At 33.0% G+C, this 20,078-nt stretch carries 20 protein-coding genes; 7 read left to right on the top strand and 13 right to left on the bottom strand.

The genetic code is table 11. The annotated features are described in order from the left end of the window. Positions 1 to 407: 407 nt before the first annotated feature. Both KUA55_RS14815 and KUA55_RS14820 read left to right on the top strand, forming a co-directional pair. Complete coding sequence (locus KUA55_RS14815) at positions 408 to 1,535, top strand: alpha/beta hydrolase (RefSeq protein WP_218327167.1); 1,128 nt, start codon at positions 408 to 410, stop codon at positions 1,533 to 1,535. 535 nt (positions 1,536 to 2,070) lie between these two features. Next, a complete protein-coding gene (locus KUA55_RS14820) occupies positions 2,071 to 2,340 on the top strand; it encodes a hypothetical protein (protein WP_218327168.1) in 270 nt (89 codons plus the stop codon). Positions 2,341 to 2,584: 244 nt separating this feature from the next. Here the strand turns inward: KUA55_RS14820 and KUA55_RS14825 are convergent, their stop codons facing one another. The 8 genes from KUA55_RS14825 to KUA55_RS14860 all read right to left on the bottom strand — a co-directional run bounded on the left by KUA55_RS14825 (position 2,585) and on the right by KUA55_RS14860 (position 12,621). After that, complete coding sequence (locus KUA55_RS14825; protein ID WP_218327169.1) at positions 2,585 to 3,670, bottom strand: NlpC/P60 family protein; 1,086 nt, start codon at positions 3,668 to 3,670, stop codon at positions 2,585 to 2,587. 883 nt (positions 3,671 to 4,553) lie between these two features. Further along, positions 4,554 to 6,632 (bottom strand): LTA synthase family protein, encoded by a 2,079-nt coding sequence (locus KUA55_RS14830; RefSeq protein ID WP_218327170.1) that lies wholly within the window; start codon positions 6,630 to 6,632, stop codon positions 4,554 to 4,556. 340 nt (positions 6,633 to 6,972) lie between these two features. Beyond that, positions 6,973 to 7,608: a winged helix-turn-helix domain-containing protein gene (locus tag KUA55_RS14835; protein ID WP_218327171.1), complete on the bottom strand. Its 636-nt coding sequence runs from the start codon at positions 7,606 to 7,608 to the stop codon at positions 6,973 to 6,975. Between the two features lie 876 nt (positions 7,609 to 8,484). Further along, on the bottom strand, positions 8,485 to 9,678 hold the full coding sequence (locus KUA55_RS14840; RefSeq protein ID WP_218327172.1) for a DUF6179 domain-containing protein: 1,194 nt from the start codon (positions 9,676 to 9,678) through the stop codon (positions 8,485 to 8,487). Further along, positions 9,663 to 10,106, bottom strand: a complete 444-nt coding sequence (locus KUA55_RS14845; RefSeq protein ID WP_218327173.1) for a DUF6323 family protein — start codon at positions 10,104 to 10,106, stop codon at positions 9,663 to 9,665. The genes KUA55_RS14840 and KUA55_RS14845 overlap by 16 nt, the downstream gene beginning before the upstream one ends. Before the next feature lie 181 nt (positions 10,107 to 10,287). Further along, positions 10,288 to 10,860, bottom strand: a complete 573-nt coding sequence (locus KUA55_RS14850; protein ID WP_218327174.1) for a TetR/AcrR family transcriptional regulator — start codon at positions 10,858 to 10,860, stop codon at positions 10,288 to 10,290. A 9-nt stretch (positions 10,861 to 10,869) separates the two neighbouring features. Then, a complete protein-coding gene (locus tag KUA55_RS14855) occupies positions 10,870 to 11,538 on the bottom strand; it encodes an ABC transporter ATP-binding protein (protein ID WP_218327175.1) in 669 nt (222 codons plus the stop codon). A gap of 15 nt (positions 11,539 to 11,553) precedes the next feature. Beyond that, positions 11,554 to 12,621, bottom strand: coding sequence for an ABC transporter permease (locus KUA55_RS14860; RefSeq protein WP_218327176.1), 1,068 nt, complete (start codon positions 12,619 to 12,621; stop codon positions 11,554 to 11,556). A gap of 178 nt (positions 12,622 to 12,799) precedes the next feature. Here KUA55_RS14860 and KUA55_RS14865 point away from each other — a divergent pair, with 178 nt between their 5' ends. The 3 genes from KUA55_RS14865 (at position 12,800) to KUA55_RS14875 (ending at position 14,458) form a co-directional block, all read left to right on the top strand. Next, on the top strand, positions 12,800 to 12,958 hold the full coding sequence (locus KUA55_RS14865) for a hypothetical protein (RefSeq protein ID WP_218327177.1): 159 nt from the start codon (positions 12,800 to 12,802) through the stop codon (positions 12,956 to 12,958). A 110-nt stretch (positions 12,959 to 13,068) separates the two neighbouring features. Further along, the gene (locus KUA55_RS14870) at positions 13,069 to 13,839 is read left to right on the top strand and encodes a DeoR/GlpR family DNA-binding transcription regulator (RefSeq protein WP_218327178.1); all 771 of its coding nucleotides are present in this window, start codon (positions 13,069 to 13,071) and stop codon (positions 13,837 to 13,839) included. Continuing rightward, positions 13,832 to 14,458 carry an HAD family hydrolase gene (locus KUA55_RS14875; RefSeq protein ID WP_218327179.1) on the top strand — a complete coding sequence of 209 codons (627 nt, stop codon included), beginning with the start codon at positions 13,832 to 13,834 and terminating at the stop codon, positions 14,456 to 14,458. Before KUA55_RS14870 ends, KUA55_RS14875 begins: the two co-directional genes overlap by 8 nt. Before the next feature lie 48 nt (positions 14,459 to 14,506). Here KUA55_RS14875 and KUA55_RS14880 read toward each other — a convergent pair whose 3' ends face one another. The 5 genes from KUA55_RS14880 to KUA55_RS14900 all read right to left on the bottom strand — a co-directional run bounded on the left by KUA55_RS14880 (position 14,507) and on the right by KUA55_RS14900 (position 18,888). Continuing rightward, positions 14,507 to 15,148 (bottom strand): DUF4097 family beta strand repeat-containing protein, encoded by a 642-nt coding sequence (locus KUA55_RS14880; RefSeq protein ID WP_218327180.1) that lies wholly within the window; start codon positions 15,146 to 15,148, stop codon positions 14,507 to 14,509. Positions 15,149 to 15,158: 10 nt separating this feature from the next. Further along, a complete protein-coding gene (locus tag KUA55_RS14885; RefSeq protein WP_218327181.1) occupies positions 15,159 to 15,863 on the bottom strand; it encodes an ABC transporter permease in 705 nt (234 codons plus the stop codon). 3 nt (positions 15,864 to 15,866) lie between these two features. After that, on the bottom strand, positions 15,867 to 16,778 hold the full coding sequence (locus KUA55_RS14890; RefSeq protein WP_218327182.1) for an ABC transporter ATP-binding protein: 912 nt from the start codon (positions 16,776 to 16,778) through the stop codon (positions 15,867 to 15,869). Positions 16,779 to 16,897: 119 nt separating this feature from the next. Further along, positions 16,898 to 17,629, bottom strand: a complete 732-nt coding sequence (locus tag KUA55_RS14895) for a response regulator transcription factor (RefSeq protein ID WP_218327183.1) — start codon at positions 17,627 to 17,629, stop codon at positions 16,898 to 16,900. Next, complete coding sequence (locus tag KUA55_RS14900) at positions 17,626 to 18,888, bottom strand: GHKL domain-containing protein (RefSeq protein ID WP_218327184.1); 1,263 nt, start codon at positions 18,886 to 18,888, stop codon at positions 17,626 to 17,628. The genes KUA55_RS14895 and KUA55_RS14900 overlap by 4 nt, the downstream gene beginning before the upstream one ends. Before the next feature lie 185 nt (positions 18,889 to 19,073). On the opposite strand from KUA55_RS14900, the gene KUA55_RS14905 reads away from it, so the two are divergent. Beyond that, entirely contained in the window at positions 19,074 to 19,610 is a 537-nt protein-coding gene (locus tag KUA55_RS14905; RefSeq protein ID WP_218327185.1) for a CDP-alcohol phosphatidyltransferase family protein, read from the top strand. Continuing rightward, entirely contained in the window at positions 19,607 to 20,041 is a 435-nt protein-coding gene (locus KUA55_RS14910) for a GNAT family N-acetyltransferase (RefSeq protein WP_218327186.1), read from the top strand. The genes KUA55_RS14905 and KUA55_RS14910 overlap by 4 nt, the downstream gene beginning before the upstream one ends. The last annotated feature ends 37 nt before the right edge of the window (positions 20,042 to 20,078 follow it).

Consider the following 20,078-nt stretch of genomic DNA (forward strand, 5'->3'; position numbering starts at 1 on the left):
TTTAAACCTACACATTCCCGCCAAATAGAATATGATGTCCGCTAAGCATTGATGTAGAGCCTTTTCTACTGACGCTTAGCGGATTTTTTTTGAAGGTCTTTTGAACACCCTTTGATTATTTCAATTTATTAATTTCTTTTAACTCGTAACTTACCCAAAAAAATATCTACCCAATTGATATAAGTTTGAGATAGGAAAGGCAGCGGATGTTTTTAATACGCTATCCATTAGAACGGTCATTCTAAATTTTTATCTAAAAAATAAAAAGTTGCCGTAACGTTACGGTAATTTTTTCCATTGTTCTTGTAAGCGCTATCTGATAAATTTTTTATAACGATCTAGATACTCGAAACTTTTAATTTTGATTGATTAAGAAATTAATAATTAAAAAAAGGATTGGTGATGTTATGAAAAAAGGAATGTTTTTTTGCCTCGCTGTTTGTAGTTTATTCTTTATTAACGGCTCAAATGCCCAAGCTACCGAAGATTTCTCACTGGATAATCGCGAAGAAATCATTAATGATTTTGAAGAAGAATTGTCAGAAGCAGAAGAAAATATTATTCAAGGTACCACATTATCTGAACAAGAAGCCCCTTCTATTGTAGCAAATTTGATGTTTCGAGTTATTTTTGAATCAGATATTCCAATTATGAATTTATTTGATGATTTAAAAATTAAAGAGAATCCCGAAATAGACAGTGTTGACTGGTATGTAAAAAATTGGTATGAAAAGTTAGAAAATACTAGCGATCGAACAATCACTACAACAGAAACATATCGAAAAGAAAATGGCGAAGAAGTAAGCAATCCAATAACGCTCCGAGGTCGTTATATTGATAACGGTTCTGATAAAACTGTTATCTTACATCATGGTTATCGTGCATTAAAATATGAGTTGATAAAACAAGCCAAATTCTTTTCAGAAGAAGGATTTAATGTCCTATTAATTAGCAGTCGCGCAGTAAACGGAAGCGATGGTAAATATATTACTTTTGGATACTACGAAAAAGATGATTTAAATATGTGGATTAATGATGAAGTCAATCGAACCAATAGCGATCAAAAAATCGTATTAATGGGCGTTTCGATGGGAGCATCCACCACGGTACTGTCACAAAATGTTCCACATCCTAATGTTGTTGCATATATTGAAGATTGTGGGTATGCTGATTTGCATGAGGAAATGCTACAAGCTTTTTCTTGGTTTTCAGAATTATTACCTATAATAAAAAATGTTGATTTTAAACAATTAGTAAATCAAATCAGTCAAAGAACTGAGTCTAGATTAGGTTTTAGTATCGATCAAATTTCTCCAATAGAAAGTGCTAAAAATACAGATGTTCCAAAATTATTCATTCATGGTGGTGCGGATGATTTTATACCTATTAGCCACATGGAAGACATGTATAATGCCAGTCCTGGATACAAAGAAAAACTAGTAGTTGATGGCGCTATCCATGGCAAATCATTTGATACGAATCCAGAAATATACACTGAAGGTTTACGACATTTTTTAAACAACGTCTTTCAATGATTTAGATTGTTGATTAAAATAAGTTATCTTCCCTTATTGTTATCCGTTTATATCATGGTTTCTCTTTTAAACTTAGTTTAATTGTTTATTGTAAAAAAACACTCGACGAACCTAATTCTACAAACGGAAACGCTCAAGCAATTAGCTTGGGCGTTTTAATATATTTCTTCTGTAAGACCTGAACCTTTATCTCCCAATTAAAAAATTTAGTTTTAACTAGAATTCCACATTACAGACAAACATAATTATACTCTCAAAAAATACGCTTAGAACTGTTTTATTAGGACGTCTAAATGCTTTTTTCGTCAAAATTATCAATATAATGTTTTTCAAAATATATTAAATAACAAAATTAAAACAACTTAAATCCTATTGCATATCTATTTTATATTCTTTCGTATCTATATAAAAACCATATAATAGTGATATTTACATATTAAAATAACTGATATTATTTTTTAATTTTTTTAAAAAAAACGTCTTATTACTTCAAAAAAATATTCTCATATTATAGAATAATTGACGAGGTGGAAATATGAAAAATTACGTTGGATTACTCACAAATGTCGAAATACGAGATTCTCTAGCAAGATTCACTTTAGAAACAGAATCTGGGACAATTAAGTGTGTCATCGGTAATTTTTTTGTCAGCATGAAATTTTTAATGTTGCATAATAACAAATATTTGATTTCTGTAAAAGGGTCTTTCGATCCTTCCAATGATGAAAACCATTTAATCGTCAAAGATTTTAAAATTATTAACGAAGATGAATTTGTTAGAGAACTAGATATTCGTATGCAATAAAAAGCCCAATTGTGGGCTTTTTATTGTACTCATTTATGACTGATGATTTTTTACATTTATTCGACAGACTGACAATTCCTGTTACTAGCACTACTAATCTCAAATCGGTCATCTTACTAGCTTTTTGATGTCCAATGATTCCTTTTTTCATTTTATCGAGCATAATTAAAACCTCTAAACAGGACGCAGTGAGTGCATCCTATTTTAGAGGCTTAAAAATTCGAGGACTTCTTTTTTTAATCTCTTATTGTAAAGAACGAACCGCATACCAAGCAGTTCCTTCATCTCTCCAACCTAAGCGAACCAAATTATTTTTTTCGCCAGCATTGGTTGTGTAAACATGACTATCCTGACTACCGGTTGCATTTGGATTGTATACACGATATACAGGAACGCTTCCGCCAGAATTCCATGACACACCTTCACTCTTCCAACCAACTGTTACTAACCAATCTCGTTCTGAAGCACTTAATGTATAGAAATGACGACCATTGTTTGGATTGTACAAACGGTAAACGGTATCGCCAGTCGTTGGTGCAGCCCAGCCAACACCTTCATAGTTCCAGCCAACATTTTGTAAATTCGTTGCTTCACCTAAATCTTGTGTGTAATGATGGTTGCCTTCGTAACCATTGTATAATCTGAAAACATATCTTTCATTTGCTTGTTGCCCATCTATACTTGGACGCTTTTTCGGTGTATCTGTCAAAACTCTCTTAGCAAAATCAGGTCGATACCAAGCAATTTGTCCAACTTTCACTGTTTGACCTGGTCCCGGCGAATGAATATATTGACCATTGTCAATATAGATGGCAACATTAGTAGAATTTCCTTTGTTCCCCCAGAACAATAAATCTCCTGGTTGTAAGGCGTTCATACTAACATCTCTACTAACTCTTTCTTGGGATGTAGTCGGAGCTGGAACGCTCATGTTAACCGCATTTTTAAAAACATATTGTACAAGGCCAGACGCGTCAAATGCATTTGGTCCAACAGCTCCCCAGCCAAAAGGTTTACCCACTTGTGCTTGAGCCATATTAACAACTTTTTGTTGATCGGTCGCTGCTGCTCGAGTAGTAGCAGAAAAAACTTGAGCGGTTGAATCTGAAGCAAAATCAGGTATTGCCATGATTGCTTCGAACTGTTCCAAAGTATAACCAGCTGTTAAAGCTTCCTGTTTCTCTTGTTCATAATTGCTTTGATTTTCTGTAATTTGTGGTTGTTGCTCGCTTGTAACTTCACTTGCATATGATTGAACTGCTCCCACTTGTACTTGTAATCCAACTAAACAAAGCCCGACTAATAAACCACTTTTCATTCCTAATCGCATAAAAATCTTCCTCTCTCCTATCTTATTTGATGCTTTAGTCACATCAATGAAATAATTGTAATCTAAATGTCATATTTCGTCTAGTCTTTTCTGAGATAAAAAGCTAATTCCGGGAATTTCTAATTTAAAATCATGAAATAGTCTATTTTTATTCACAATTAAACAAAATATACATATTATTTGAAACTTTTGTATTTTTCAAAGGTAAGTAATATTAGTAACAAAAGAAATACTTCTGACTTATAAAAAACTAGGCTGATAAAGTTTTGTCAATTATTTAGAAATTTAGCTTCTTCTTTAGGAGAATACAGTTACGTTTTTGTTTATTAGATCTAAAGCTATTTTTTCAATCCGATTGACCTATTCAAATGGAATCAATTGAATGATTGACTTATTGAGCTAATTTCCCTTCATCCAAAAATATATAAATTGAATACAAAAAAAGACAGCTTCAATTAAGAAGCTGTCCGAACCTACAGTTTGTTTTTGTAACGAAACAACAGGAGGCTTCTGTTATAATATGATATCTTTTAAAAAAAATCCAGTAAAACACTCAACAAATTACAATAACGAAAAAAAATTATTAACGATCCCTTAGAATTTTTTTTTATTCTGAAATGATCTCTATTTTTTAGTAATTATTCATTGAAGAATTACTAATTATTTCCTATGTACAAAAGATAAATTCTAAAAATTATAGCGTCAGCAAAAAATGTATTTATCTGTAAGGAAACTTATCACCAACAAACAATACTTCTATTATAAAAAAACGTTTATGTTTATTTATAATCTAATTTACAGAATAGTTATTTCTTTTTCCAAAAAAACTATATTGTTTTTTATTAAAAAATCAGCCTTTTATTCAAAGGCTGATTTAGCTATATTATTCTTCAGTACTATTATCTGTTGGATATAAATTAATAGTCGTCTGATCATTATTCTCAGAAAATATACTGGTGGATTTTGCGCCAAGCTGTTTTTCCTTGTCTTCATTTTGTTGATCTAGATTCTTGTAATTATAGGATTTAGGATCAACTGCTGTAAATCCTTCTGGTGTATAAAATCGTAACAAGTTTTCTTCATTTAACTTATCAGAAAGTTCTAGTTCTTTTTTGACATTTTGTTGCTCATTTTGGATCTCAGTTTCAATACCTGCAGCTTGTGAATCGATCAATTCGCCAGTATTGGTATCATAAGTTTTCCCACCTAGCTCAGTATATTGAGGCGTTACAAAATCCCCATTTCTAAAAGCAACAACTTGATCATGATTTTCAGAAAGCAAATCGCTCCCAAATTGAACATAATTTTTTGTATCAACACCAACTAAATGCAATAAAGTTGGCAACACATCAATTTCTCCACCATATTGGTGTTGAACACCTCCACCTGTATAGCCAGGTATATGAAACATCAAAGGCACTCTTTGCAACATTGCATTATCATAACTATCCCAGCTTGCTTTATCTTTACCCAAAGTTTCAGCTAAATCAGGGTTGTTCGTATCCGAAATTCCGTAATGGTCACCATAAATCATGAAAATTGATTTTTGATAAATTCCGGAAGCTTTTAAATACGTAAAAAATTGTTCTAAACTTTGATCAAGATAATGAGCCGTTCGTACATAATTATCGACTACCTCATCGCCAGTATTTAATGATGGAAAATCAAAATTACTATTATCGGTTAAATACGGTGTATGATTAGTGACTGTTAAAAATTTCGTATAAAAAGGTTGTTGTAAATGCTCAAGATGAGACACACTTTCCCGCAACAAGTCTTTATCTAAAATACCATAACCTAATGTTTCATCATCCGAACTAAAATAAGATTTATCAAAGAAGTTTTGGTAACCTAGATTTTTATAAACATCTTCCCGATTCCAAAAACTGCCAACATTTCCATGAAAAACTGCACTAGAATAACCTTCCGTTTGATTCAGAATGGCTGGTGCCGCTTGGAAAGTATTGTCAGAACCTAGCTGAGTAAATAATGAACCTTGTGTTAAGCCATAGGTACCAGTTTCCAACATGTTTTCTGCGTCACTAGTTTTCCCTTGTCCAACTTGATTGAAAAAGTTATCAAAAGACAACGTTTGTTGATCATCATTGTAGAGACTATTTAAAAACGGTGTAACTTCATGGCCATCAACCTTCATATTAATCAAAAACTGTTGGAAACTTTCTAAATGCAATACGATGATATTGCGGTTTTTAGCAATCCCAAATTTACTTTCATCTGGAGCAGCATAATGACTTTTCGTATAATTCAATACATCATTGATATCACCAGAAGATGCGTTAGCTCTCACTTCATTGGCTTTTGCTGTGTTAAAACCATCAACGGCTGTAAAAGTATCTAAACCTAAATATTTCACCAGATAATTTCGATCAAAAGTTCGTTGTAAAAGCTGAGGTCGATTGGCTTCGCTAACTGATAAATTAACTGTAAAAAACAATACTGAAAAGATACTTACTGCAACTGCGGCTGTTTTTTTGACTGGTTTTGATGTGATATCTACTTTTTTAACAAATAAATAAATAATTCCTGCTAATAATAGAAAAATATCTAACCAATAGAAAATATCGTGAATGCGCATCAAAGCTAAAGAACTACCCGATATTCCCTCAGAAACTTTCGAAAACCCTAAAATTGACTTAATTGTCACAAAATCAGTAAATTCACGATAATAAATAATATTGATGTACAACACCAAGGTATTCAATAAATCTGCTAGCCACAATACAATTAAAGCTGGTTTCAATTTTTTTATATATAAAAAACTACTAAATAGTAACAACATCGTGGCGATTGGATTAATCCATAAGATTGCCGTCTGAATCCAACCTTCGACACCTAAAGAAAAGTCAATATAATAAGCCAAAATTGTTTTAGCCCAAAAATAAATGCCGGCAATTAATAAAATATTCCAACGATTCTTTAAGCCTTGTTTGATTCGATTCACGTAAAACCACTTCTTTCTGCGATAGTATTCGAATGCCAAAATAACTATACCAGAAGTCATAAAAAAATCACTAATTTGGATCAACGAACACTAATTTTTAACTAAAATTCCTTAAATCTTTGCATATAAAATTTTCCATAACTTTTACCACTATAAAATCAAGCTTTTGCCTCTATACCAATACCAATTATTTTAGAAAAAATTCATACTTTCGTCATAGAATTTACGATGAAGTTTTAAAATAACAAAAAAAACTCGGGCAATACCCGAGATTCTTCGATTTATTTTATTAAAATAACTACTGATTTTTTACTACAACACATCTTTAACAAATTTACATTCAACTTGATCGTAACACATAACCTTCCCCACGAGCTGTTTGTAATAATGAGCTGTCGAAACCAGCATACTCCATCTTGTCCCTGATTTTTCTGATTAAAGTAGACATTTGGCATTTTGCTGAATTGTCTAACTGTTCTTTGTTCCAAATTTGATGTGCCAATTCTTCTTGTGAGAGAACTTTATTTTCAGCTCGAACTAATTCTTGTAGCAATTTTTGCTCTCGTTTAGTCAATGATAATTGTTGGAGAATTTCTTGACCACTTGGATAATTATTTTTTTTACTTTCTCCTAGATGAAGCATCTCTCGGACCTCCTCTAATGGTGCATTTGGCGAAAGGTAAGCAGTCACAGCAGATTTTTTTTGTTCCGCTTGATGATTTTTTTCACTTAGTTGAACAATTAAACTCGCTTTGTTTTGCAATTTTTCTACCACGGCAAAATTTTCACCATTGGTAATGGATTCGCTCAGCAAAACAATCTGAAATTCTTGTAAAAAACATTCTGGCAAACGTTCTTGCAGAATAGACTTTAATAAGCTTGTGCTAGATAGCACTTCATGTCCCAACTGACGGATTTTTTCTTCTAATTCTTGTTCAGCGAAGACACACTTGGTTAATAATAAAATTCGGCACATATCGGCCACCTACTTTCGTTTTTTTTAAAGGGCAGTTAAAATTACCCTCAAGTAATAAATACGCATTATTTTCCGTAAAGCGCGATTTTTTTTGATAATTACCCAAAATTAATTAATCAATTTATTGCAACTTTTCCCAATACATGATGATGACTGCCGGTATCACTGAAATTAAGATTGAAATTCGATAAATAGGATTATTTGATTAGCTGAAGCCCTCTCCTTCTTTTTATCAACCAGATTGAATGACCTACTTCAAATTTGGCTTGATTCATTGTGAAGAAACGCTCTCATGAATTTAGGTTATACCATCCGTAAATAATTTACCTTGTAAAAATACTCTCTTTCAAAATTATGACTAATGTTTCTATTATCCACATCAACTAGCACATTCAGAGCAAGTTTAAGTGAAATATTTTCACCAGTTGTAAATTTTTATTTGATAGATGCAGTTACAAACAGATGAACTGAATTGACAAAAAAACTGAACTTGCTACACTGATTAACTGACAATTTCAATCAAAGGACAAAAAAACAAGCTATTATTCCACAATATAATTCTAAAGCAAAACTAATAAATCCTTAATAAAAGCAAGCTAAAAAATGTATGCGTTATCATTTGTAATTTATTATAACACCTGTAATTAGTAAAAAACAGTGTTTTAATAAGAATATTTTCAAAAAATAAAATAAATATTTAAAATTTCGGAATATTAAAATTTATTTCCAAAATTTAAAATGGAAATCTGACAAATAAATATTTTACCACTAAAAATATTTATTCAGAGCTAACTTTTACTTGATCATTTCTCAAAAAAAAAGATTAAGGGCAACTTTCTCCCTTAACCTTTTAACAGAATGAGTAAAACAATTATTTTAATTAAAATCAGTCATATCTAATTCAAATTTTTGTAAGATTATCGTTAATCCCTCTACTTCCTCTAATTCTAGTTTTTCTGCTCGTGATTTTATACCGAGAGTAATTGTATCAATGTCTAACAGCTTTCGTAAATCAACTATGGTATGCCAATCTTGACGTTCTTTTTTCCGAATCAGTAAGACAAAAGCTGCAAATAAAGGAAAAGCAATTTCATTTATCAATGCAATTATATTTTTAGGAGAAATCGTTTCATCTTCTACCAGCTCCAATAAATCATAAGGACTTTCTAGAAAATTTGCTATTTCTTTTGTCGCTATACCTTTTTTTATTTTTTCTTGTAATTGATTGTATTTCACAGCGGACATCGGTGGATTAACCGATAACGTATTAGTTTCGGTTGGTAGTGTGATGAATAAATTTCCTAAAGCTGTTTCATTTTGCAAGCCAGTAATGAAAGCAACGAATTTTTCAAACACAAAGAAATAATATTCGTTATTTATTTCTTCCAAAAAAAGACGACTATTTAACAGAAAACTACTTTTATTCCCCCACAGATAGGCTATTTCAAATGAACTTAACAAAAATGAAGATTGATTCCCGACAAATTTTTTAGCTAAGAATTGGAAGAAGACCAACTCAAACAAATTGTTGACGTCAATTTGATAGTCGTAATCCAATTGGTGACTAGCTGTTTGAAATAGTAACAAAAGTCGCTCTTTGGGAAACTTATTTAAGAAATCAGCTTCTATGTTAAATCTTGTCAGGTAGTTTTCTACAAAATCAATTCCTTGATAGGTCTGATCATCAACTGGTTGCGCCAGCAAATAATCTAAAGATAGTCCATTGACTTGATGTGCTGTAAAATCTAGTTGGTACTGTTTAAAAAAATCAGCAAAACTCATGAGTGATTCTCTGATTGCCAAGACACCATAGTCTTCAAGATTCTCCATTATGTGCTTGTATAACTTTTCAGTGTCGGTGATTTTTCGCTGTAGTTCATTTTTACCTGATTCAAATTGTTGTTTTAAACTGTTTGACAATTCAACTTTACTTAAAACAAAATTTAAGGACATTTGAATATTTTGAATCTCCTCAATCGGTAAGACCGTCGAGCCACTTAATCGTTTCATGATTAATTCTTTTAATAAATCCTGATGTTCTTGGTCTTGGCGAACTAATCCATTTCCCATGACTCACCCTCCACTTCTAAAAAAGAATGGTCTTCAAAATAACCTTTTACACGATCCATATTTCCTTCATAAAAGGCTGCGACTTTACCAATGCCCTCAATTAATTCATCATCTGAGATAGACTGATTTTCGTTGCCTCTCAGATAATAAAAAATCTCCATTACGTCAGCTAATTTCTCTAAAAAATCACGCTTACCCCAGACTTCTTCTCTTAAAATTTCTTCAGCCAAATAAATCACATTGTCTAAGCCAAAATCAATCAGATGGTTTTCTAAAAAAAGTTGATTTCTTTCTACCAATAAGTTCTCTACCTCGGCTGCCTGAAGTGCAAAACCTTTTTTTACCGTTAATTGATTTAATTCGTCTTCAACTTTTTTAATAGTTACTGGCAAAACCTGATTAAATAACGTGATATCAAAATTCCCCATCTATCATCCCCCCATTCTACAGACTAAATATCATAAAACAAGAATTTATACAATCTTGAAATTCGGACAAAAATATGTTAATATAAAAGAGCAGAGAAGAAGATTTTATATTTTTCTTTACCTTTTCTTAATTATTAAAATAAAAACCGACCATCTATTAATAACAGATGGTCGGTTCTTTTTAGCTTTCAATAATACCGTGGAGAAAAAGGTCAACAATCGTCTGGCTAGATAAACCTTCATCAATAGCCTGCTCTTTTTGCGTGATATACGGAGATAGGACAAAGAAGAAATGTCTCGCCGCTAGCTCTGGTGAAATTTGGCTACGCATCTCGTGACCATACCTTTGAAACAAGTCTTCAAAAGGTTGGCGATAATTTTCTTTCCATAATGAGAAAATCTGGTAACGGGTAACTGGTGTGATATATTTCGCCAAATCCTGTAGCATCCGATTTAAATCGAAATAATGGGTAGTCATCAAATAATTCGCCATCGCTTCTAAGGATTGTTGAAAATCTAAATGTTGCTGGAGAATTCCGCTTAAATCTTCTCCTACTTCAGTCAATAATTTTTCAATTACTGCAACATACAAGGTTTCCTTGTCTTTAAAATAATGGTACAAATTCGGTTGAGTTATTCCAGCAGCTTTGGCAATTTGCCGGGTTGAGGTTGCATAATAGCCCTGCTCCATGAAAAGTTCGTTGCCTACCGCCAAAATTTTTTGTTCTGTATCTTTATTATATTTTTGAACCATCGTTTCCACTCACTTTTTCTCGGTTAAAACACCGTCTTTCATCACAAATACTTTATCACATTTTTCAATCAAACGGGTATCATGAGTAACCATTAAAGTTGCTTTATTTTTTTCTTTGGTTTCTTGTGCCAAAATATCTACGACTTCAAAGGCTTTTTCCGAATCTAAACTAGCAGTGGGTTCATCTGCTAAAATAATTGAAGGATCATTGTACAATGCTCGAACAATCGCTACACGTTGACGTTCTCCACCGGAAAGCTCTTCTGGATACTTATTTTTCAGCGAAGCAATCCCTAGTTGTTCAAACATTTTTTCACCAACCGAAATTTGACTAGCTTTATTAACTTTATCGACTAAAACTAATTGTTTTTTGACAGTTAAAAAAGGAACCAAATTTGAGGCTTGTAAAATGAAGCCAATTTCTTTAAAACGTAATTTCGCTCGTTCCTTTTCTTTCGTGTCGCTGAAGGCTGCGTCATTAATTAAGACTTCACCCTTTGAAGGTGTTTGTAGGCCACCTGCTAGAGTTAAAAACGTACTTTTACCAGAGCCAGAAGGTCCGATAATACCTACAAATTCGCCTTTTTCTACTTGAAAATTAGTTTCTTTTAAGGCTTCAATTTCTTGATCACCATCTTGAAATTTTTTCTCAACATTTTTAAATGTTATTGCTGCCATATTTTTTCGTCTCCTTTACCCGATCGCTTTTAGCGGATCAATTTTAACAATCGTTCGGACCGAGAAAAAGGCCCCCAGGATTGCTACTAATAACATCATCAAACTAATGCCGCCATAAAAGAGCCAATTTCCTTGAAATGGAACGGCTGTTGGTAATACTAATGATGTACCGACTGTACCTAATAATCCTAGCGCCACACCGACAAAAGCTAAGATAAAGGTTTGCGCCACCACCGAACGAGCAATAAATCCACTGGAAATTCCTTGCGCTTTTAAAACTCCGAAAATATTAATTTTTTGCATTGTTAAAACATAAATAAAAATCCCAATCACGATTGCCGCAATCACAATCAGAAAACCGATCATAAAGCCGAAAGTCAATACTTGTGCACTGTATCCTGGTAGATCATTGATAAAAGTACTCATTTTAACTTTTTCCAAATCATCCGGTAAATTTTTAACTTCTCCACGAGTCACAATCGCATTGACTCGCGGATTGTCACTAACGCCACTGGTTTCGAAACGAATCTCTTGATAAGCGGGAATCGTCGTATAAACCACAGGTGCTACATTAAATTTTGCATTGTCGGTAAATCCAACAATTTTTAATTTCTTATCATTACCTGAAAGCTTAATCGTGTCCCCTAGTTTGACATTGTATTCCTCTTTCAAACTAATATCAGCAACAGCTTGATTGTCGCCAGAGAAAGCTTTTCCGCTAACAATATTCGGCATCAGGAATTGATCCTTATTGATTCCAAAAAAACTAACATCAATTTTGTCTGCATTACTTCCCACCACACTTACAACTCCTGCGGTTTGCGTCAAAATTGCTGTTTTACCCGCTTCGACTTTTTCCGCCTCTTCTTGTGGAATCATCGACATTGCCAAAGTTCCATTGGCATCCTTTGCCAAAACAATTTCATCCGCCTGCCATTTATCTGCAGCGGTTCGATTATCTTGAGCTAATCCATAAGCCAATCCTGTTAGGAAAAAAACTAGATAAGCGATTAAAAACATCACACCGATTACTAAACCATACCGTAACTTGGCATGTCTAATTTCATTAATTGCTAAAAACATAAATATCCCCTCTTTAATCAAAAATTTATCACTCGATAAATTTAATATAACACTACCTTAAAAAAATCAATAAAGAATTGCTCATTACTAACAATCGCATTTTTCTGATGGAAAAAAATTGTGATTGTATCATAAATAAATTTCCGATAAAATTAAAAAAATAGAAGGGAGTTTTTTCATGCAAGTATACTTAGTAGAGAGTACCTGGGGTTCCAGTCGCTTAAACGTAAAAATAAATGAGGCGTTAAAAGAAATAGACACCCAGGGATTTGAAATTGTCGATATTAAATATCAACACAGTTTTTGGGGTTATTCGGCAATGATTCAATATAAATAATCAGCTTTTAATACTACATAACGTGTGTAGTATTTTTTTGTATCTTTTTAAGCTATTTTAGTTTATTATAAAAATATACTTAAATTAACTTAATAGAGATGGTGAATTTTATGAACCAGCAAAAAAGATTACAACTCATCATGGATCAATTGGTAAAAGAAAAATCATTGAGTTTACAAGACATTATTTCGCTGACTGGTGCTTCTCGTGATACCACCCGCCGAGACATGATTAAGCTTGCTGATAATCAATTAGTTACCAGAAACTACGGCGGAATTAGCCTAAAAGATTCCTTCAACAAAATCGACAGCTTTTTAGATCGCACCAACAATTTGACTCAAATAAAAAAAGAGATTGCCAAAAAAGCTGTAACATTCATCACTCAAAATCAAACTCTTTTTTTTGATGTCTCCACAACCGTTTCTTTAATGCCTCAGTTTCTACCTACAAAAAAAGAGTTGTACACTCTTACAAACGGGCTAGATATTTCCGATCAATTACTACGCAATACTCTCTATCAAACGACAATGCTAGGGGGAAAGCTTAATCGTGAAACACGGGCTGTTACTGGCGGGCTACCTCTTTTAGAACTATCGAAATATACAATTGAGGTCGCCTTTCTTAGTTGTGCCGGAATCGACGAAAAAGGCATTTATTATGCCCATGATGAAGACATTGCGATGAAAACCTTGATTCGCCAGCAAGCTAAAACAATCGTACTTCTTTGTGACCATACCAAAATTGGTTTGACCCATAACTTTTTAGTCTATCCTTTTAAAGAAATTGATTTTCTAGTGACCGATCAAAAAATCTCTAGAGAATTAGCAGAAAAAATTGGCAAAAATAAAATTATCTATACGAAGGAGTCGGAAAATGTTTAAAACTATCTTATTCGATGTTGATGGTACCTTGATTGATACTGCTTATGTTATGACCCATTCCCTGCAAAAAACCTTACTGGAAGAAATGCAACTGTCAGTAGAGATTGAAGATTTAAACTATATTTTAGGAATTCCTGGAAGAGCTGCTTTGGAAGAATTTACCGCTGATGAAGCAGAATTGGAAAAGCTGTTAAAAGCATGGAATAAAAATGTCTTATTGTACGCTGAACACGTGTCTGTTTATCCTGAGATTGAAGAAATTTTAAAAAAATTAAAAGCTGCAGGAATTAAAATGGGGGTTGTTACCTCTAAAACCAGTAACGAAATGAAAACTGAATTTGATATTTTTAATTTGAATCACTATTTTGATGTTTTTATCACGGCATCTGATACTGAAAATCACAAACCTCATCCTGAACCGATCCAAAAAGCGATTGATTTGTTGTCCGTCGAAAAAGGTGAAACGATTTATATTGGTGATTCGTTATATGATATGAAAAGTGCCAAAGCTTATGGGATAAAATTTGCTGTTGCTAATTGGGGGGCATTGGATTTAGCGATGTTCACAGAAGCAGATTACTTTTTAAAAAAACCATCCGATTTATTAAATTTAATATAGATAAAAGATCACAAAAAGTCAGCTAAACAATTGACTTTTTGTGGTCTTTTAATAGATGGTCATCGTTCCGTCAGGACAACGCAAATCTAATTGTTGTTTGCCTGAGTTAAAATCGTTCAAATCCTGTTCAGTATCAAGAAACTCAGCAGAAGTCTTTAATTTTAAATCAGTTGGCTTGGTTTTAAAAGACAAATCGATGTCGCCATTTTTGGTCTCGATGCTGGCATTTTCGTGTGCACTAATTTTATTTAAATAAATATCACCAGTGGAACTTTCAATCTTGGACTTAGCTAAATTGACTCGATTCAAAGAAATATCACCTGATTGAGTAGTCACTTGATAATTTTTATAATTATTCACAGGTATTTCGACAGTTAGCTGACTATTATTTTTAAAACTGAAACCACCGAATAAGCCATTTTTTGATGTTCCTTGTTGAATTTTCAAGGTGCCATCGACTAATTTCGCTTTTGCCCCGTCACCGTGATTTAAGTTTTCGGCTGAAACTTTGATTTGTTGGCTATTTGTTTCGACTAAATTTACATCCCACTCTTCCGTATCAATTGAGATCATTTCAACCTCAGATAAATTAAAAATATCATTTTCTTGTGAAGATGACACTTGATTCCAAACGAAAAAGCCGGCTACAATCATTAAAATCCCACTGATTATTAACATCTTTTTATTCATTGTCTTCCTCCTATAAAATATCTTGGTTATTGATTTGTCGAAATGACAAATAAGCAATCAATAATCCTACACAAGCTAGTATCACTGGTACCACCAGCATTTGCCCTAAATTCACCGTAGAACTACCATCAGACACTGTCGCATTCACTAATAATCCAATAATGACACCCCACGTAATTGTGGTAGAAGTGGATTTTTTCTTCATGCCAAAATATAAAGGAATCAGACTCAAACAAGCAGTCATTAATGAAACTAACGCCAGACTTGGAATTGTTTCTACGATATCCTGGCTGGTCATAGCTTTTGGAAATAATTCTAAAGTTGGATTTAACAATAAAGTCAGACAACTGATCACCAACGTCGCAAATAAAATACTGAGAAAGCAAAAGCCAACAATTAAATATAATTTACTTTGCATTACCTTCAGACGATTAACCGGATAAGTAAATAGAACTTGAATGGTCTTATTTTTGTATTCATCCACTACTAAACGAGACAATAAAACCGCTGAGAAAATCACAAATACTACTCTAATGATAATATTTACAAAAGACATATAAGTTGTAAAATCAGTGAACATTAACTCCGACTGATTTTTTGAAACAATCGCCATAAAAGCCGTAACTGCAAAAATCACAATTGTGCTGATCACGGTTGTTTTAATATATTTTGCCAAATGATTTTTCTGCCATTCTAGTTTCATTATTTTTATCATTTTTTATTTCCCCTTACCAATCATATTTAAGAAGTATTCTTCCAGAGATTCTTGATTTTGTTCTATTTTCAAAATACGGATATCTGCTTTAACTAACATTTGAGTGACTAGTGATTGATCGACTTGCTGGTCATAGATTTGGATCCTGCTATGTGTTTGTTGCATATCTTGAATACCTAACTTTGTTTGTAGGATTTCTAATGCTTTTTCTGGTTGATCGACTTCTACCATCAAATGAGAGGTATTTTGTGCCCGTATATCTGACATTCTGACTTCTTTTAATAGCTGACCTTGATCAATCACACCAATCGTATCAGCAATCCATTCAATCTCAGATACAATATGACTAGAGATTAAAATAGTCATCCCCTTTTCTTGCTTTAAATACAATAACAATTCACGAATCTCCTTGATACCAATCGGATCTAGACCGTTAATTGGCTCATCTAAGATCAATATTTTCGGTTCAGTTAAAATTGCACGGGCGATTCCAAGACGTTGGCGCATTCCTAATGAAAATTCTGTGACTAACTTATTTCTTACTTGTTCTAAGCCAACAATTTTTAAAACTTCTGAAATCTTGGCGGAAGAAGTTTTACCCATGTATTCTGCGTGAAGAGATAGATTTTCCTCAGCCGTTAATTGCTGGTAAAAAACCGGTGTCTCGATAATATTGCCAATATTTTTGAGATACTGATAAGAGTTTTTCTGAATCAATTCATTTTCTACCCGAATTTCTCCTGTGGTAGGTTTAATTAAATTCAAAATCATTTTCATGATGGTGGTTTTACCCGCGCCATTTGGTCCTAAGAAACCGTAAATTTCTCCTTCTTTAATAGTCATATTGACTCGAGAAACTACTTGTGTAGCTTTAAAATTTTTACTCACTTGATTAATTTGAATCATGCCTGTCATTTTTTCTCCTCCTCTTGCTTGAACCTAGCATAGCTAAGAAGTATTAGAGAAAATAGCTTACTTCATAAACGGTCAGTCAACTTGCCTGAACAGCAAAAAACCAGCAAAGTTTTTCAACTTTACTGGCTGATTTTCTGAGCAACTTCTTTCATCAAACGGCGTGATACAAGGCATTCATCCCCATTTGGAAATAACACCGTTTTATTGCTGCGGTCAAAAGATACGACATTAGCTAAATTAATAATAAAAGCCCGGTGGCAACGCATTAAACGCTGATCCATGGCCTCAATCTCTGCTAATTCTCCATAAAATTCAAGCATTTTTTTTGCCGTCACTAGCCGTAATTTATGAGACGTCCCTGTCGTTTCAAAATAATAAATATCTGAATAAGGTACTTGTAGATTACTGTATTTGTTTTTAAGAATAAAAGCATCATCACTGACACTTTTTTCGATCCTTTCCTCAGCAAGTAGTAAACATTCTCGAATCTCATTTCTAATGTCTACAGCGGATTGGTCCTTTTCAATAAAATCTAAAGCTGAAACCTTATAAGAAAAAGTCAGCGGTGCCATTTCAGAATGAGTTGTTATGAAAACAATCGTTCCAAAAGGATCCTTCTTGCGGATAGCTTGGGCGACTTCTAAGCCGGTTTCTTTATGGTCTTCAATCTCCATATCTAAAAAATAAAGATTATGGCGACTAGCTAAGGCAATTTTTTCTAGTATGATTTCTGGCTTTGCAGTGACAATCAGATGCTGATAGACAATTCTTTCTTGTTGGCACAGTTCTTTAATGGTTCGTTGTAGGTTTTGTTGCTGAATTAAATCATCTTCTAAAATAAATATATTCACTTTTTGTCCCCCATAATTTTTAACACTTGTGAAAACTTCATCGTTTCACTGCTAGTTTCTAGCCAAACATAAGGAGTTTCAGCCAGTAACATTTTTACAGTGTATAAACCAATCCCGCGATTCATTCCTTTAGAAGAGTAACCTTTGTCGGCAATTTTTTTAATATTCACCATCTCAGGACTACTATTTTCGATTACAATAATTTGTGTGTCATCCTCTTCAAAAATTGCTAACTTCAACCAAGGATTTTCAGTTAACTCTGCGGCTTCAATCCCATTATCCAATAAAATTGATATTATTCGAATCAAAGACAATAAATCCATATTAAATTCGGTAATTGGTGCCACCACTTCGATTTGCACCTCAATATTTTGCTGTTTGGCCAGCAATAGTTTGGCTGAAAGTAAGCTTTTAATTTCTGGAACTAGAATATTACTCAAGCGAGCAATCATAAAGTGATTATTTTGGAAATTTTGCTTAGTTGGCGCAATCACAGTCCGATAAGTTTGCGTAATTTTTTTCATATTTTTTTCTCTGATACCGTCATCCAAGCTACTTAAAATATTGATATAATCATGCTTGAAATGATTCATTTCTTCATATAATGCTTCGATGTGTTTGGTGTATTCTTGCAATTGGCTCAATTGTACTTCTTTTAAGGCGTGAATTTCTTGTTTTCTTTGCCGTTGATAAAAGGTATTTAACAAAAGTAGTGAAAAAATCACCACCATAAATAAACTCATAATAATTAAGTTGTTCCACCAAGTACCTGCTTGATTCTGATTTTCCACCGTCAAAATTGTGTATAGTAAGCCAGTTACCGAAGCTAAAATTAAAGTCAAAATTCCCATCGCAAAATTACTCACTTGCCGTAAAGACTTAATGGCATACTCTGGCAGCCAATGATTTAAAGCCGCCAATATCAAATAATTTAAAATTGCTGGGGTAACTGCAACTGACAAATACAAGAAGTCTCGCGGTAAAAAATCCAAAGTCGAAAATAAATACTCAAAAGGTTGGGCAACGATATAACCTAAAAAAGAATTCATCAGTAAAGCATATAATGCGTAAAAAACAATAATAAACTGAAACTTCCCTTCTTTTTTTAAGCCAATCAAAATAAACAGCACAAAAAAAAGCAAGGCGCTCCAAACACCGAATCTATTACTAAAAATCAAACCTAAACCAATCATCATTAAAGGATAAATAATGAATTCTCCAATGGTAAATGAATAAGCCGAAACTTTTTTAAAAATCAAAAAGAAACTTACAATCTGAATACAGACAATCAAGCTATAAATTTTCCCAACCTCCCCTCGCTACTTTCAGTTAAGTATAGCAGATAAAAACAATCCCTTCATTTTTCTGCATTTTTTTACAGTTAATACAAGATAGTTTTAAGGGGCTACGTTATACTGAAGATAATTATTTTAAAGGAGTCTTTATGAAAAATTTGCCAAATATTTTAACTATCAGCAGAATAATATTAACCATTCCATTATTCGGACTGCCTTTTTTTAGTGTCACTTGGCTGATACTTTATTATCTTTGTGGTCTGACAGATATGGTAGATGGTTGGATGGCTCGAAGGTTTGACTTCATTTCTGAAAAAGGGGCTATATTAGATAGCTTAGCCGATTTCATTTTTGTCTGTTCTTTACTGCTGATGGTCATCACACAAGCTTTGTTTCCAATAAATTTTCTACTATTTTTATTGCCAACTTTTTTTGTTAAAATTTTATCACTTCTTATTGGGTTTTATAAGTTTAAAACTTTGGCATTTTTACATACTTATCTAAACAAACTAATGGGTCTAACAATTTTTATGCTATTTCCTTTTTCTCTAAAATATGCGACAATTTTCTATAGTTTAGCTCTTTTAAGCGTAGTTCCAGCAATCGAAGAGTTATTTATTTTAATTAAATCAAAAAAACTTGATTTAAATAGCAAATCTATCTTTCAAAAGGAGAATAAAATATGACTTTAACTTGGCGTTTAGCTGAAAAAAATGATGAAGCAGCCTTAATCAATTTATGGCGGGACTCCGTCAGAGCCACCCATGATTTTTTATCAGAAACAGATCAAAGAACCATCGAAAAAAATTTGCCCCACTATTTCGAACATGTTCAATTAAAAGTTTGGCAGGAAGAAAATCAGTTGATTGGTTTTTCTGGAACTGCTGAAAATAGTTTAGAAATGCTATTTCTATCACCAGAATACTTTGGACGAGGATATGGTAACCAAATTTTGCAACAACTAATGGAAGATGATGGTATCACCAAAATTGATGTCAACGAAGACAATCCGCGGGCGTTACGTTTTTATCAAAAAAATGGTTTTAAGGTAGCTAGTCGTTCGCCACTTGATGATGATGGACGACCTTATCCGATTTTACATCTTGAAAAAGCATGAATGAAGTAACAGCTTCATTCATGCTTTCTTTTTTTGG

The organism is Enterococcus alishanensis (assembly GCF_019218635.1).
Lineage (GTDB): Bacteria > Bacillota > Bacilli > Lactobacillales > Enterococcaceae > Enterococcus_A > Enterococcus_A alishanensis.